We start from the raw sequence: 14,179 nt of genomic DNA, 5'->3' as shown, positions 1-14,179 counted from the left end.
GCGTCGACCACCTGCGATCGACGATCGCTCATAAGGTTCGGTTGGCCTTGCAAGCACCGATAAGGCCGACATCCGTCGCGCTAGTACGTACTTTACCTGCGCCTTATGCGGGTGCGTTCACACCGACTGGCCCGCCGAACTCGCCGTTTGCCCGCCCTTGCTCGATGCGATTCGCAACAATTTGCTCACCGTGAAAACCGGCGCTACGTGCGCCATCAGAGCGAAGCAGGTAGATCGAGATGAGCAAGCAAGCATTGATCACGAGCGCAGTGGCGACGGCCATGTTGGCCGGCGGCGCCCTGGGCGCAATCCCGAACGGCAACGCGGCCACCGCCCCGACGATCGAGCCCCCTGTGAGTGCCCAGAAGACGGTTTGCGCGCGGTCTTACATCGTGCAGGCCGGTAGTGTGGCCATGGCGCGCGAACTGGTGCATACGGTGGGTGGGGAAATCACCGCGACGCTCGGCGTCATCAATGCGGTGGCCGCCACCCTGAACGCAGACCAGCACGCGCTGATCGCCGCCAACGCAGATGTACGCGTCTACGCCGATGCTGCCGCGGAGGTGAGTAGCCGTCGTCGCTCGTCACGTCGCAGCGGCTGGAGCGCCAGCCTGGCCTCGCTCTTCGGAAAGGCCCCCACGGACACCACAGCCGATGCGACGGGTGTTGTCGCGCCCACATCGGGCTCGGCGGGGGCTGTAGCTGTCGAGGCGGCACCGACCGACATGGCGCTGGGTGCGGCGAGCACTGCGGCCGACAGCAGCCCGACGGCCCCGCTCATGGAGACCGGTTTGTCGACCCTCGAGCTGTTTTTCGCGGGCATGGAGCGCTTCTTCTCCACGGCCGATACCTCCTACCCGCGCGCCATCGGGGCGATGGGCTTGCACACGCTCGGCTACACCGGGGAAGACGTTGGCGTGGCCGTTATCGACACCGGCTTCTGGGAGGAGCGCCAGGTGGATATGTGGGATCGCCTGGTGGTGCAGGTGGACACGACCCAGTCGCCGATCTACGAGAAGCGCGTGCACGAGTGGACCAACGGTGTCGATGACGCTAACGGCCACGGCACCCACGTCTCCTCCATCATCTCGAGCAGCTTTCAGGCGAGCAACGGCCGCTACGAAGGCGTCGCCCCCGGCGTGGACCTGATCTCCGTCCGGGCCTTCGGCGAGAATGGCGGTGGCAGCTACCAGGACGTCATCGAGGCCGTCGACTGGGTGGTGGCCCACAAAGACGAGTTCAACATTCGCGTGCTCAACCTGTCCTTTAGCGCAACGCCTCAGTCGCACTACTGGGACGACCCCCTGAATCAAGCCGTGATGGCGGCCTGGCAAGCAGGGATCGTCGTGGTCGCCTCGGCGGGTAACTCGGGGCCGGATGCGATGACCGTAGGCGTTCCGGGTAACGTGCCCTACGTGATCACTGTGGGGGCAGCGACAGATAACTTCACCTCGAACAACCCCGAGGATGATCGCCTCGCCTCATTCTCGGCCACGGGTCCCACCCACGAGGGCTTTGTGAAGCCCGACGTGCTAGCGCCCGGCGGCCATATCATGGGGTGGATGCCGTACAAGGGTTTCATCGCCAGCAACCATCCCGACTCGATGGCCATCAACCAGAAGCACTTCACCATGTCCGGCACGTCGCAGGCGGCTGCCGTGGTGAGCGGTGCGGTGGCGCTGATGCTGCAGGCCGATCCTTCCCTGTCACCCGACGAGGTCAAGTGCAAGCTCATGGCCAGTGCCCGTCCCGCCCTCGACGGGAAGGGGCAGCTTGCCTACAGCGTGTTCCAGCAAGGCTCAGGCTTCATCAACGCCGCCGGCGCCATCGCGAGCTCCGCGACCGACTGCGCGAACGTGGGCCTGGACATCGACGATGACCTCAAGGGCATCCGCCACTTCGGTGGGCCGGCCAACCTCGACGAGGACGGCAACTACTACATTATGGACATGGGGGCCTCTGAGCCCGGTCAGGCCATCGACAGCGACGGCTACACGTGGTCGCAGGGCTACACCTGGAGTCAAGGCTACACATGGTCGCAGGGCTACACCTGGAGTCAAGGCTACACGTGGTCGCAGGGCTACACCTGGAGTCAAGGCTACACGTGGTCGCAAGGCTATACCTGGAGCCAAGGCTATACCTGGAGTCAGTCCCTGCCTTGGGAGGGAGGTACGGGCGTCGACACCGCGACAACCGCCTCGGTGAACCACTGGGTGCCGCACGAATAAGGTCCTTCGGCCCTTGAGGCCGAAAGCTAACTGCCTATATTTCGAGGGGGCATCGCGCAACGCGGTGTCCCCTCATTTTTTGCTCCCTCGGACGACACAAGGCCATGTCATCCGCTAGCATCTCCCGGCGTTGCCTAGGTGTGCCCTTCAACTTCTCAGGGAGTCGTTTTCATGTCTCGCAATCACCTTCTCGGTGGCCTTGCCGCCGCCGGTCTCACCCTCCTCGTCGCCGACGCCCAAGCGCAGACCGGGTTCTACGTGGGCGGTGGCGTCGGCATCAGCGATCAGGAAGTCACCCTCGATGCGGTTGGCGAACTGACGCAAATCGCTTTAGACGATGGCCAGGAGTTCGCCTGGAAGGTGTTCGCCGGCATCAACCTCGACGTGCCCTTCATCAATTTAGGGGTCGAGGGTGGTTACGTGGATTTGGGGAGTCCACAGTCTGCTGTCCCCGGGGCTTCGCAGGCGAGCGTGGACAGCAGCGGCTTCGACGCCTTCGGCGTGGTGGCTGTGGACGTGGGACCCTTGTCCATCTTCGGCAAAGTCGGCCTGATCGCGTGGGATCTTGATGTCTCCACGACGCCTCCGGCGCTCGACGTCGGCGAGAGTGGCACCAACTTCGCAGGTGGCGTCGGCGCTCAGTTCCGGATCGGCAGACTGCAGCTGCGCGGCGAGTACGAGTACTTCGATATAAGCGAGGTGGACGATAGCTTCTTGCTGTCCACTAGCCTGCTCTGGAGCTTCTAGGGCAAGGGCGTTCGGGCGGTTTGTGCAGGCGCTGCGATTGAGGGAAGTGGGGGGGAGACCTTGCCTCGCAGCGACCTGCACGCCCCGAACAACCCTAACACTACTGCGCTGCGGCGCAACAATCAAACTAAAATCCTCGACTAGCTGATAGATCGCCTCAATCGGGCGGCAGAATTCTGGAGGTATTTGTCAATTAAGCTGGCCTTTCGTGCACCACTTCCCGACCTGCCGAATGCCCCAGCGAGCCGAGCTTGCGGGTGTCGTTGGTGGCTGGCGACGGGCTGAGGAGAGTTGGCGCGGAAGCGCCCAGGCGCCACTTGGGGCGCACGCCCCTAGCTTGAAAGGCTGGTGCGAGGGTGCGTCAAAAGAAGAAGGAGACGTACATCTGGAGCACGTTGGCGTCGAAGCGGTGCAGGGGTTCCTCACCGACGGCGCCTTCCTGAGTGATGTCTCGGTAATTGTCGTAGCGGAAGCTGAAGCGGTCGTAGTAGACGTTGAGCGAGCCCTTCTCGACAAACGCGAAACCGCCTCGCTTCTGGCCGAACTCCCAACTGGCGCCCACGCTGATGGCATGCGCCTGGTAGGTGGAGAGCTCCTTGTCGCGAGCCCTGAAGTTGAACTGATCCGCACGATCGAACAGGTCGCTGTAGAAGTCAGCGGCGCCCTGAGTGTAGTAGCGGTAGCCCAAGTCTAGCGTTAGGTTCCAGCGCTCCAGGGGGTGCGTGTAGCCGAAGTTTGTGGTATGAGCGAGGATGTTCCAGGTGTCGGTAAAGAACCGATACTCGCCGTATAGGGCAGCACGGTAGGGTAGGTAGTACTTCGCCCGTATCGCTGCCGCGTTGCTCGTGCGCGTGTCCGGATAGAGTTCCTGCTGGAAGCTGAAGCCGCTGCCCGCATCGGGGTTGCGAAAGCGCACCGACCGATAGGGGTTGTTCAAGAACCCTTCGTCGGTGATGGTCTCGTAGGAGAAACCGAGGATGGCGTTCTTCGTCAGCACCTGCGATAGGCCAAAGCTGTAGCCGTAGCGTCGCGTGTCCTCCGAGAAAACGTCATCGTTGCGCCGCATCACCGTGTCGTCGCCGTAGGTCAGGCCAAGGGAGATCGTCGTCAGATCGCCGAAGAAGTCCTGGGACACGCCGAAGTGGTAGTTGTTGGCGAGGTAGTCGTTTTCGTCGCTTCGCGTGTAGTTGAGGCTGATGAGGGTCTTGCCGGTCAGAAAGTCGATACCCGCGGAGGTTTGCACGCGCTCTTCTGTGTAGGCACTGCCCTGAGTGACGACATCCAAGGACGCGCTCGACAGGCTGTCGACGTAGTAGTTACCGCTAACGGAAACGTGTTGGCCGAAGCCCTTGCGCACGAGCACGGAGGGCCCGGTGACGTCCACGCCGTCACCGCTGTAGGCGTGGTACAGCACGTCCGCGCGGTCGTCGGGCAGGATCGCGCCGTTGGCGCTGAGTGCTGCGAGGGTAAGGCTCGCACAAGCCCAGGACCGTAGGCGCCTGGCGGCGGCCACACTCACGACAGTACTCTCCTTGCGCATAGTGAACACTCGGTGAATCGATCAGTTGCAGCCGCAGCCGCCGCCGGTGGCACCGGTGGCACCGCGGGCGCCCTCGCGCGACTCGTGTACGTGACCGATGTAAGCGCTGGCGACTGGTGCGCGGTCGAAGGACATTATCGGATCCGCTAGGTGATCGCGCTCGTAGGGCTCTACCCAAGGCTCAATGGCGGAGCAGGCGCCCAGGAGCAAGGCGAAGCAGGCTATGGTGGCGGTGCGCATCAGTCTCGTGATCATGTCGGGTTCCTCACCAGTAAGGGCGTGCTGCCTTCCCTAAGCCGCACGCGCAGCGTTCGTTGCCGGAGCCCTCGCGCTCACTCGCGGATTAGCGAGCGTACGAGGTCCTGGTAGGTGTTCTCATCACCGGGCTTGTAGCCTTTGTGCAGGTGGCGCACATTGCCGTCGCGGTCGACGAGAATCGTGCTCGGCATTGCCTTTACCTGATACATCTTCGTGAGCTGGTTGGTCGGATCGAGGAGGACGGGGAAGCTCACGCTCGTGTCGGCGAGCCAGCGCTTGGCATCGTCCACATCCTGCTCCACGTTGACCCCCAGGAGCTCAAAGCCGAGCGGGTTGTAGCGCTGGTAGAGCGCTTCGAGCAGCGGCATCTCCTGGCGGCACGGGCCGCACCAGGAGGCCCAGAAGTTGATCATCACCACCTGGCCGCGCAGCTCTGAGAGGCGCACGTTGTCGCCGCCGAGGCTCCTTAGGGTGAAATCCGGAGCCTGCTGGCCGTCGGAGGTGGACTTAGTGAGGCCACCGGCGCTGAATAGCAGGCCAAGGGTGAGCAGGGAGCTTGCGGCGAGGGTCTTCAGTTGCATGCGGATTCTCCTTGGCCATCCCTCAAAGGGGGACAGCGGCATCTACGAATGGATTAGAAAAACACCGTGAAGCCGCCGTGGGCTTCCAGGTTGGTGGTGGTCTCAGGCTCCCCTAGGATGTCTAGATCGAAGAGGTGTCCGCGCGCCGTCGCGTGCAGTGCCAGCCAATCCTTGACGTAGAAGCGATAGCCCAATCCTGCGCTGATCGTGAAGCGACTGTCGCCTGCGAACTCCGTGCTGCCGGCGCCAGCCGTCAGGTACAGCGATGAGTTGAAGGCGCGTTTCTTGCCCATGAAGACCTCGCCCGGCAGCAGGTTCAGGCCGAGCGAGAAGTTGTAGTAGGTAAGCTGGCGATCGTCGGGCAACAGCAACTCGGCGCCGCCGCTCAGCTCCTCAAAGCTCGTCAGTCCGGCCTCCGAGCGGCCGTAGCTCGCTTCGGCGTAGAAGGCCTGTGTCACGTGGTAGGCGGCGCGCACGCCGACCAGGGAATTGGTGCCGAAGTCTTCGATGCTCATGATGCCGCCGAAGACCCCGATCTCGAAGTTCTCGGTATCGATCTTTGCCTGGCGCACCTCACGGGTCTCGATGTCTGGCTCGAACACTAGCGTGAGCGTTTCCTCATCGCCGTCGTCGGCCTGCGCATCTTTGTCGCCGCCGCCGAAGATGGCGCAGCCGCTCAAGGCGAAGGCCAGCGTCAGGTTTAGAAGAAGAACGAGAAACCGAGTTTCCATTCAAAAATCTCCTCGTTCTCTTCGCGCTCGGTGAGTACGACGTAACCGTTGTACTCAGCTCGAGCCATGAAGCGACGGGTCAGGTAAGCGCGCACGCCGAAGGTGGCCGTGGCGACGGGGTCCGTGCGGTCCTCCACCTGCACCAAGGTGGCGTTTGGGGAGGTGCTGATCACGCCGGCGCCGATACCGAAGTATGGCGATGCGCGCCAGCGCGGGAAGAAGGTGTTCACCATCCGGGCCTGGCCGATCAGGCTGTTGGAGACCCGCCCGAGGGCCTGAGAGCCCTGCAATTCCAGCGCCAGGTTGGGGCTCAGGGCGAGGGCTCCGTAGCCCGTCAACACGTTAGCCCCGCCGAAGTCGCCCGTCATGAAGCCCATCTCGAGACGCCGATTGCCGAGCTCATCCAGACCCGCATCTTTGAGAATGACCTCATCGCCATTGGAGAGAATCGTACGCGCCAGGTCCTCACGTGAAACCCAACCCACGTAGTCTCGTACGGTTCGGATCTTGTACCAGTCCGTGCGGCGCTTCAGCACTTCGATAGGCTCACCACGGTCCGCGATCTGTGTCACGGGGTAGCCAGAGTGTGGGCCGGTTCGCAGTTCCAAATAGGGGTCAGCTACCGTGAGTTGCACAGGTGCCTTGCGTGCCCAGCCGGCAGTGCTAAACAGCACCAGGCATACGGTGATGACAGCGGTTAGCACACGTGACACGGCAGCCTCGTCAGTCCACGGGAGCGGCGAACGGGTTGTTATAGTACTGGGCGCCAACGTCTAACCACTCGCTGATGAGTCTCAGTTCTGCAGCGGAGAGATAGCCCTCGTGCACGCCGCCCGGTGCGAACACGGCAAAGAACCGCGTCGATGCATTGGCGCCATTCGCCGTTGCCGGGGGCGCCACGTTTTCTGTGGCGAAGATCGGCAGCCCCGTATCCGGGTCGATCCCCACCTGTATCTGGGCATCAACTAAAACCCCCGCCACGAGGTCCTGCACGGTGTCGCCAAACAGCAACTCCCGAAACGACTTGAACTGGTCCGCCTCCTGATCGGAAGGACCGTCGCCCAGATCAAGCTGCGCCGCCGGTACCTGCAGCACGCCGGCCGGATCCGCGGGGCTGTGACAGGCGATGCAGGTATTGTCCTGGATCACGGTCATGTCGACGTCGTCCAGGATCAGGCGTAGCACGCTCCAGATCGGGTGGATGTGCTCCTCGTAATTCACGGTGATGCGGCACGCCGCGCTCCAGGCTTGGACGCAGGCCTGGAGCGTTGGCGGCGGCGTCTCGAGATCCGCGTAGCTGAAGGTGAAACTCGCGTCGGCGGCGCGGCCGGCGGCGTCCTCGTCGGTCCACACGTCCTCGTAGACGACGTCGACACTCGGCCGCAGGGCGTTGCAGTTATCGATCGCGCAGCTGATTCGCGTGCGGGCCTCGGCCATGGTCTCGCCGAAGTCGGCGAAGATCTCGGGGTTCGTATTGGGGAAGGGCGCGGATGTGGTCAGTGCACCCTGGTTCGCAGGCGCGAAGGCGTCCATCCGACCGTGGCTAAAGGGGCTGTCCGGATCGTGGCAGCCGTTGCATTCCATGATCTCCCCGGCCTGCACGCTGAGCCAGGTGCGGTGGGCGCTACCCACCCGCTGTCCCTCGGCGTCGAGCAGGGACAGGGAGAAGGCGACGTCGGCGGGCACCATCACCCGCACGGAGCCGTCCGGCTCCACTGGCGCGTAGCCCAGAACCTCGCGAAAGCCCAGCCCCTGGTTGGGACCGAAGGCCGTGTTCGGGATCTCGAACACCTCTTCGTCGGGAATCGATACGGCTTTGGTCAAACGTACGAAGCGGACGGGCCGATCGGCCGCAGTGCTGAGCGCTGGGTCGGCGAGGGCGGCGATGTCGGCGGTCGCCTCGCCGTCGAAGTCGTAGACGCTGCGGATGTGGATCACGCCGACGCCCTCATCGGCGAAGGTCTGATCAAACTCCTCGCCCGCATCGCCCGGCAAGATGATCGTGGGCAAAGGCCGTGGCTGGGTCGCCACCACGTCTGTGTACATCACGCCTTCTTCGGGCTGCAGGATCGGCAGCTGCGTATCCGTCTCAAGGTCGTATAACCACACGCCGTAAAGGGGGGGCGCTGGCACCGCGTTTGGGTTCTCGAGGTCCGTCGTCGTGCATGGGCCGATGCGCGATTCGCCCGTGTCTGGATCGGTGATCGTCAGACGGCACTGACTCCAGGTCACGAGCAGGCGGTTGGTGCCATCGAAGAGGGGGAAGACGCTCGAGTAGCGCCCCCCGGGCGATGGGTCCTGCTCCGTGTCGACCACATTGATCGTGGCCGGCACCTGGGCGGGGCCGCTGAGCACGCCGAGGTTCTGCGCCAGAGGCTGCGTGTTCTCCACGTAGTTGGCGACGTCGATGAGCTGTAGATCGCCCCCGTAGTTGTTGGTCACGAAGGGGCGGACCAGGGAGATGATGCGCCCGTCCGGCATCTCCTGGGGCTCTAAGAAGTGGATCTCGCTCTCGTTGGTGCCTGTCATGTGGCTCTCGGCACCGTAGAGCAACTCGATGCCGCTGCCGTCGGGCCGCATCTTGTATAGATGGATGCCCTCGGCGCCGCCGTTGCTGTTGTCCCACCGGCTGAAGACCACCTCGCCGGATTGCAGGATGCTCGGATCTTGATCGTGACTCTGGTTGTAGGTCACCTGGGTCAGGTTGGCGCCGTTGGCGTCGATGGTGTGCAGCACAAAGGCGGGCTCGTTGCCGTCCTCATCGAGGGCCTGGAACTGCGGCTTGCCCTCGTCCAGGAGCACCGCGCTTGAGCGACGCTGGCGCGTAGAGCTGAAGATGATGCGTCCGTCTGGCAGGTAGGCGGGCGAGATGTCGTGCCCCAGCTGTGCCGTGAGATCGGAGGAAATCACCCTCGAAAGGGTGTCCGTCAGCAGGTCGTACTGCCAGATGTTCCAGGTGGGCTGATCTTCCTCGTCCAGGTTCGGCAAGGGCGGGAAGCGCATGGCGAACAAGATCGCGTTGCCGTCGAAGGCGAGGGTAAGGTCTCGGATGTCGACGCCCGGGAAGACGAACTCCGGGTCGTCCACCAGCGTGGCATACTCCGCTTCGAGCTCCACCAGGAAGCTCTCCGTGAGGTGGGTTTCCAAGGAGGTCGGAGAGGCCCGATCGCGAAGGAAGAGCTCGGCGCCGCCAGCGAAGTCAATCAGTTCGCGCGCGTCCAACTCGATCAGCGCGCCGTCCTCATCGACGGGCAGCGCCCGCTTAACATAAGCGATAGGGAAATCGATGATGACGGGGTCTGCATCCTGTCCGGAGCCAAAGCCGATACCGCCGTCGAGGGGATCGGTGCTGTCGCCACCGGTGCAGGCAGCGAGGATCGCGATGAGCGACACCGTTGCGAGCGTCTTGAGCTTGGGTATCAACGTAGCGCTCCGTTCGAGTGAGGGGTGGGCCACCACCAGCCGCTGCGTAGCGAACGCCGCGGGTGCTCGCGCGGTTGACAATAACCGCGGCAGAAGCCGGCCACTAGTGCATTCTGTTGCACCGACTAGCGCGACTTCGCGCGGCCTGCTGCCTTCCAGCTTGTCGCCGCCGCATCGACGTCGAGGATGATGGACAGGGGGGTACCCGCGGTCCGTGATCATGTTCACATCCGCTCTCCGCTACACGGCCCCGCGACGCAACGACGTGATGGAGGTCGCGTAGGCCAGCCAACCAATGTGATGCACATCGAATATTGGGACGGGCGATGGGCCGCTCGCGGGGTGTTGTGTGTCTCCCACAACGTCCCAAAGACGTGCACCGTTCACGCTTCACGGGCGATACGAGGACTCCGTGTAGGCGCTACTGTCTAGGCGATCAAATCAAAAAGGTGGGGTCACCCCCAGTCGTCGCGATAATGCGACGTCGCAGCTTGGAGACGTTTGCCAGGTCGAGGATGCTGTGTGGAAATCACTGCACATCCGAGGGCCGTGCGAGCGCCCTCGGCGGGGCCGCACCGCGCAGGGGGAATGTCTGCCGGGCGGAGTGGATGAACTGTAAATGGCATACCCGTCGAAAGGCGGGGACGCAAAGCTTCCGGTCTAAGGGCAAGAGGCCTAAGACAGCGGAGTTGCCAGGGGTCCAGGTCTCCTTCGGGTGCCTGCGAGGTGATCCAAGCGATCGCCTGAACTTCTCCTAGCCACGCTCACCGCTTCTTCTCACCTCTTCCCTTGGTCGCTTCGGTCCAGCGAAGAGTGCGTCCCCAAGAATCGACAACAAAAAGTTAAGTCGGACGGTAATTGAAATGAGCGCGAATCCAGCAGCGAACATCTCACGCGTACACCACGACGATCGGCAGGGAGCCTGTCGCGATGGTCACAGCGAACCGGATACCCGTATGGCCCGACGTGTGATCCTATGGTCACATTACCTCCTCGTGGGTCTCCTCTTCTTGGGTGTCGTCGCTTACGCAGGCCCGCGTGAGCAAGCCCAGCGTATGCACAATCGTCTTGCCGGCGTTCCGCCCAGTGCGATTGTGCTGAATCAAATGGAAGCGCTGATCGCCGACGGCGACTCGGCTGGTGCCGCCGCGTTGGCGATGGAGAACGATGCGTTCTACAACGCCACGCTCAAGAACTGGATCGCACCGTGGACCAACGAGGAGCGCGACGTCTTCGTGCCCCTCAATGACTACACCGCCACGGTGATTGGCATGATCCGCGACGACGTGCCCTTCAACACGTTGTTCTCCGCCGACATCCTCTACGTGGGGTCTGGGAGCGGCCTGCCGCCCTACTCGATGACCAACAACGATCACTACGAGGAGCTCGAAGCGCGAGGCTTGCCTCTGCAAGACGCGCTCCAGCGTCGCACCCAGTCCGCGCTGACGGACCTGCCGCCAGAGGCGATCGCGGGCATCTTCACCACGCGCCAGGCGGCACAGGCCTACTTCATCATGGGCACCAACCGGGCCATGTTCCGCTTCATGCTCATGGATCACATGTGCCGTGACCTGGAGCAGATGCAGGACACCACCCGCACGCCCGACCGCATCCGCCAGGACGTCTCGCGCAGCCCTGGTGGTGACAGCCGCGTGTTCCTGAATAACTGCGTGAGCTGCCACTCGGGCATGGACCCCATGGCCGGTGCCTTCGCCTTCTACGATTACGATGTGGATCTCGGTCGCATTATCTACAGCGCAAACCAGGTTCAACCCAAGTACTCCCTCAACAACACCACCTTCGCCCCTGGCTACATCACCACCGACGACGGCTGGGTCAACTACTGGCGCGAGGGTATTCACGGCTCCGTCGGTTGGGATCTCAGTCTGCCGGGCAGCGGCAACGGCGCCGCGTCCATGGGCGATGAGCTCGCCAACTCACAGGAGTTCGCTTCCTGCCAGGTGCGCAAGGTGTTCCGCAACGTCTGCTTGCGCGATCCCGTGGATGGCGCTGACCGCAACCAGATCGACGCCATGGTGGCGGGCTTTCGGGCGGGTGGCTTTCGGATGAAGCAGGTGTTCGCGGAGTCCGCGGCCTACTGCATGGGCGAGTGAGGGAGTGAGCACAATGAAAAACGCATTGAATCGTCTCGCGTCAGCCTCGTCCACGGGCGAGTTGCGCGCGCTAGCCGCACGTCCTGCTGCCTGGGCGGTCACCGCGGCCCTCGCCGTGCTCGCCGGCTGCGGCGGGGAAAGCACGGTCCCCTTACCCGTTACCGACACCGGCGGTGGTGGCGACGCGACGTACAATGGCCCACCGGCTGCCACGCCCGAAGTGGCCGCCTTCAAGAACCAAGTGTGGGATCCCATCGTGGCGGAGGGCGGCTGTCAGGGCTGTCACTTCACCGGCGGCCAGGCCCCCACCTTCATGCGCAATGACGACATCAACCTGGCCTTCGAGGATGCCCGACCGCTGCTCGATCAAGGCTCACCCGAGCTGTCGCGCCTGTCGACCAAGGTGGGTGGCGGCCATAACTGCTGGCTCGCTTCGGACCAGGCCTGCGCCGACCGCATGACGGCGTGGATCGGCCTGTTCGCCTTCGAGGTAGCCGGCGGGGAGAGCCCCAGCGATGGGCGCGAGATTATCCTCACGCCACCGCCGATCAAAGACGTGGGCGCGAGCAAGGCCTTCCCTGCGGATCCGGCCCTCTACGCGGCCACCGTGCAGCCGTTGCTGGTGACCTACTGCTCCGGCTGTCACGCGACGAGCTCCGCGCTCGCCCAGTCGCCGTACCTCGGCAATGCCGACCCGCTCACCTCTTACGAGGCGGCCAAGGCGCGCATCGATCTCAACACGCCTGCGAACTCGCGCTTGGTGCTGCGCCTCGAAGATGAGTTCCACAACTGCTGGGGCGATTGCGTAGCGAACGGCACCGAGATGCAGGCGGCGATCGAGGCCTTTGCCAATCAGATCGATCCGACGGAAGTCGACCCCAGCCTGCTCACCAGCAAGGCCCTCACGCTCTTCGACGGATCGCTCGCGAGCGGCGGCAGCCGGGTTGAGAACAACGTGATCGCGCTCTACGAGTTCAAGAGCGGCCAGGGCAACACGGCTTTCGATACGAGCGGTGTCTCGCCGGCCCTCGACCTCACCATCAGCGGAGACTTCGAGTGGGTCGGCGGCTTCGGCGTCGACCTGCGCGACGGCAAGGCCCAGGGCTCTACCACCAACAGTTCGAAGCTCCACGAGCTCATCACCCAGACCGGTGAGTACTCGATCGAAGCGTGGGTGGTCCCCGCCAACGTGACCCAGGAAGAGGCGCGTATCGTCAGCTACTCGGCAGGCCTGTTCCAGCGCAACTTCACGCTGGCACAGACCCTGTACAGCTACGACGCCTTGAATCGATCGAGCGTGACCGACGCCAACGGCGAGCCCGTGCTCTCCACGGACGCCGACGACCAGGATCTGCAGGCCACCCTGCAGCACGTGGTGGTGACCTACGACGCACTGCTCGGCCGTCGGGTCTACGTCAACGGCACGTTCACCGACGACTTCGACGCCGGTGGCGGCAGCCTCGCCGACTGGGACGATACCTACGCTTTCGTGCTTGGCAACGAGGTCTCGAACGATCGGCCCTTCGCCGGCGTGATCCGCCTGGTAGCCATTCACAACAGAGTGCTCACTCAGGAGCAAATTCAGACCAACTTCGACGCGGGCGTGGGCGAGAAGTTCTTCCTACTCTTCAACGTGGCGGACCTGGTGGAGCTGCCTGCGGCCTACGTCATGTTTGAGGTGAGCCGCTTCGATAGCTACGCCTATCTGTTCGAGGAGCCCCGCTTCATTAGCCTGGACGGCTCGGTCATTCCCGATAACATTCCTCTCGAGGGCATGCGCATTGGGGTCAACGGCGCGGAACCGACCGTGGGCCAGGCCTACGCCAACTTGGATGTGTCGCTCAACACGGCCAACTACGATCCTGGCCAAGGTCAGTTCCTGTCCACGATCGGCACCATCGTGGCCCTTGATCAGGGGCCGGAAGCGGATGAGTTCTTCCTCACCTTCGATCGCATTGGCAACAACGAGAACGTTCGCACGGACGACGCGGCCCTCGCCCCGCCCCCTGCCGTCGACGGTGAGGAGACGCCTGACATCGGTATCCGCACTTTCGCCGAACTCAACGCGTCTATGGAAGCGGTGACCGGCGTTGACAGTCAGACCGAGGCGGTGAACACCACCTACGAGCTGATTCGCCAGCAGCTGCCTGCGGTGGATGCGCTAGGCGGTTTCCTGTCCTCCCAGCAGATCGCCGTAGCTCAGCTCGCGATCGAGTATTGCAACACGCTGGTGGACGACACGGGGGCTCGCGCGAGCTACTTCCCGGGCTTCGACTTCGGGGCCGCGCCGAGTGCGGCGTTTGCCAACGCAGGTCAACGCGATCAGGTAATCGAGCCTCTACTGTCGAACATGTTGGGTGACGATGTGGCGACCCAGCCGGTGCCCGCCGACGTGCGCGGCGAGCTCAATGCGCTGATCGATCGCCTCACCGCCTGTGGCAACGCCTGCCCTGCGGACAAGACCGAGACGATCGTCAAAGCGGTGTGCTCCAGCGTGCTCGGTAGCGCTGTGACGCTGATCCAGTAAGCGACAATAAAAGACTACGAGGAATCCTGA

10 protein-coding genes and 1 riboswitch are annotated in these 14,179 nt (G+C 63.4%); of the genes, 4 read left to right on the top strand and 6 right to left on the bottom strand.

All coding sequences use genetic code 11. From position 1 onward, the window contains the following. The first annotated feature begins 239 nt into the window (after positions 1-239). Both AAGA68_04835 and AAGA68_04830 read left to right on the top strand, forming a co-directional pair. Complete coding sequence (locus AAGA68_04835) at positions 240-2,228, top strand: S8 family serine peptidase (protein ID MEM9384363.1); 1,989 nt, start codon at positions 240-242, stop codon at positions 2,226-2,228. Positions 2,229-2,399: 171 nt separating this feature from the next. After that, positions 2,400-2,975 carry an outer membrane beta-barrel protein gene (locus AAGA68_04830; GenBank protein ID MEM9384362.1) on the top strand — a complete coding sequence of 192 codons (576 nt, stop codon included), beginning with the start codon at positions 2,400-2,402 and terminating at the stop codon, positions 2,973-2,975. A 361-nt stretch (positions 2,976-3,336) separates the two neighbouring features. On the opposite strand, the gene AAGA68_04825 is transcribed toward AAGA68_04830, so the two are convergent. The 6 genes from AAGA68_04825 to AAGA68_04800 all read right to left on the bottom strand — a co-directional run bounded on the left by AAGA68_04825 (position 3,337) and on the right by AAGA68_04800 (position 9,508). Further along, a complete protein-coding gene (locus AAGA68_04825) occupies positions 3,337-4,494 on the bottom strand; it encodes a DUF3570 domain-containing protein (GenBank protein ID MEM9384361.1) in 1,158 nt (385 codons plus the stop codon). A gap of 42 nt (positions 4,495-4,536) precedes the next feature. After that, the gene (locus AAGA68_04820; protein ID MEM9384360.1) at positions 4,537-4,770 is read right to left on the bottom strand and encodes a DUF4266 domain-containing protein; all 234 of its coding nucleotides are present in this window, start codon (positions 4,768-4,770) and stop codon (positions 4,537-4,539) included. 77 nt (positions 4,771-4,847) lie between these two features. Continuing rightward, on the bottom strand, positions 4,848-5,354 hold the full coding sequence (locus AAGA68_04815; protein ID MEM9384359.1) for a TlpA disulfide reductase family protein: 507 nt from the start codon (positions 5,352-5,354) through the stop codon (positions 4,848-4,850). 53 nt (positions 5,355-5,407) lie between these two features. Beyond that, positions 5,408-6,085, bottom strand: coding sequence for an outer membrane beta-barrel domain-containing protein (locus tag AAGA68_04810; protein MEM9384358.1), 678 nt, complete (start codon positions 6,083-6,085; stop codon positions 5,408-5,410). Next, complete coding sequence (locus AAGA68_04805; GenBank protein MEM9384357.1) at positions 6,055-6,798, bottom strand: SH3 domain-containing protein; 744 nt, start codon at positions 6,796-6,798, stop codon at positions 6,055-6,057. The genes AAGA68_04810 and AAGA68_04805 overlap by 31 nt, the downstream gene beginning before the upstream one ends. A gap of 10 nt (positions 6,799-6,808) precedes the next feature. Next, positions 6,809-9,508, bottom strand: a complete 2,700-nt coding sequence (locus AAGA68_04800) for a hypothetical protein (GenBank protein ID MEM9384356.1) — start codon at positions 9,506-9,508, stop codon at positions 6,809-6,811. Positions 9,509-10,119: 611 nt separating this feature from the next. Beyond that, positions 10,120-10,205: riboswitch (cyclic di-GMP riboswitch) on the top strand. A gap of 166 nt (positions 10,206-10,371) precedes the next feature. Here AAGA68_04800 and AAGA68_04795 point away from each other — a divergent pair. Beyond that, positions 10,372-11,622 (top strand): hypothetical protein, encoded by a 1,251-nt coding sequence (locus tag AAGA68_04795; protein ID MEM9384355.1) that lies wholly within the window; start codon positions 10,372-10,374, stop codon positions 11,620-11,622. Between the two features lie 13 nt (positions 11,623-11,635). Next, complete coding sequence (locus tag AAGA68_04790) at positions 11,636-14,149, top strand: LamG domain-containing protein (GenBank protein ID MEM9384354.1); 2,514 nt, start codon at positions 11,636-11,638, stop codon at positions 14,147-14,149. Positions 14,150-14,179: the final 30 nt, after the last annotated feature.

This window comes from Pseudomonadota bacterium (assembly GCA_039193195.1).
GTDB lineage: Bacteria > Pseudomonadota > Gammaproteobacteria > Steroidobacterales > JBCBZW01 > JBCBZW01.
This window is presented reverse-complemented; position numbering and strand designations above follow the sequence as displayed.

Coding starts and splice junctions, on each gene's coding strand:
- AAGA68_04815 (MEM9384359.1), bottom strand. CDS start 5,354: ATGCAACTGAAGACCCTCGCCGCAAGCTCCCTGCTCACCCTTGGCCTG.
- AAGA68_04790 (MEM9384354.1), top strand. CDS start 11,636: ATGAAAAACGCATTGAATCGTCTCGCGTCAGCCTCGTCCACGGGCGAG.
- AAGA68_04830 (MEM9384362.1), top strand. CDS start 2,400: ATGTCTCGCAATCACCTTCTCGGTGGCCTTGCCGCCGCCGGTCTCACC.
- AAGA68_04835 (MEM9384363.1), top strand. CDS start 240: ATGAGCAAGCAAGCATTGATCACGAGCGCAGTGGCGACGGCCATGTTG.
- AAGA68_04810 (MEM9384358.1), bottom strand. CDS start 6,085: ATGGAAACTCGGTTTCTCGTTCTTCTTCTAAACCTGACGCTGGCCTTC.
- AAGA68_04820 (MEM9384360.1), bottom strand. CDS start 4,770: ATGATCACGAGACTGATGCGCACCGCCACCATAGCCTGCTTCGCCTTG.
- AAGA68_04795 (MEM9384355.1), top strand. CDS start 10,372: ATGAGCGCGAATCCAGCAGCGAACATCTCACGCGTACACCACGACGAT.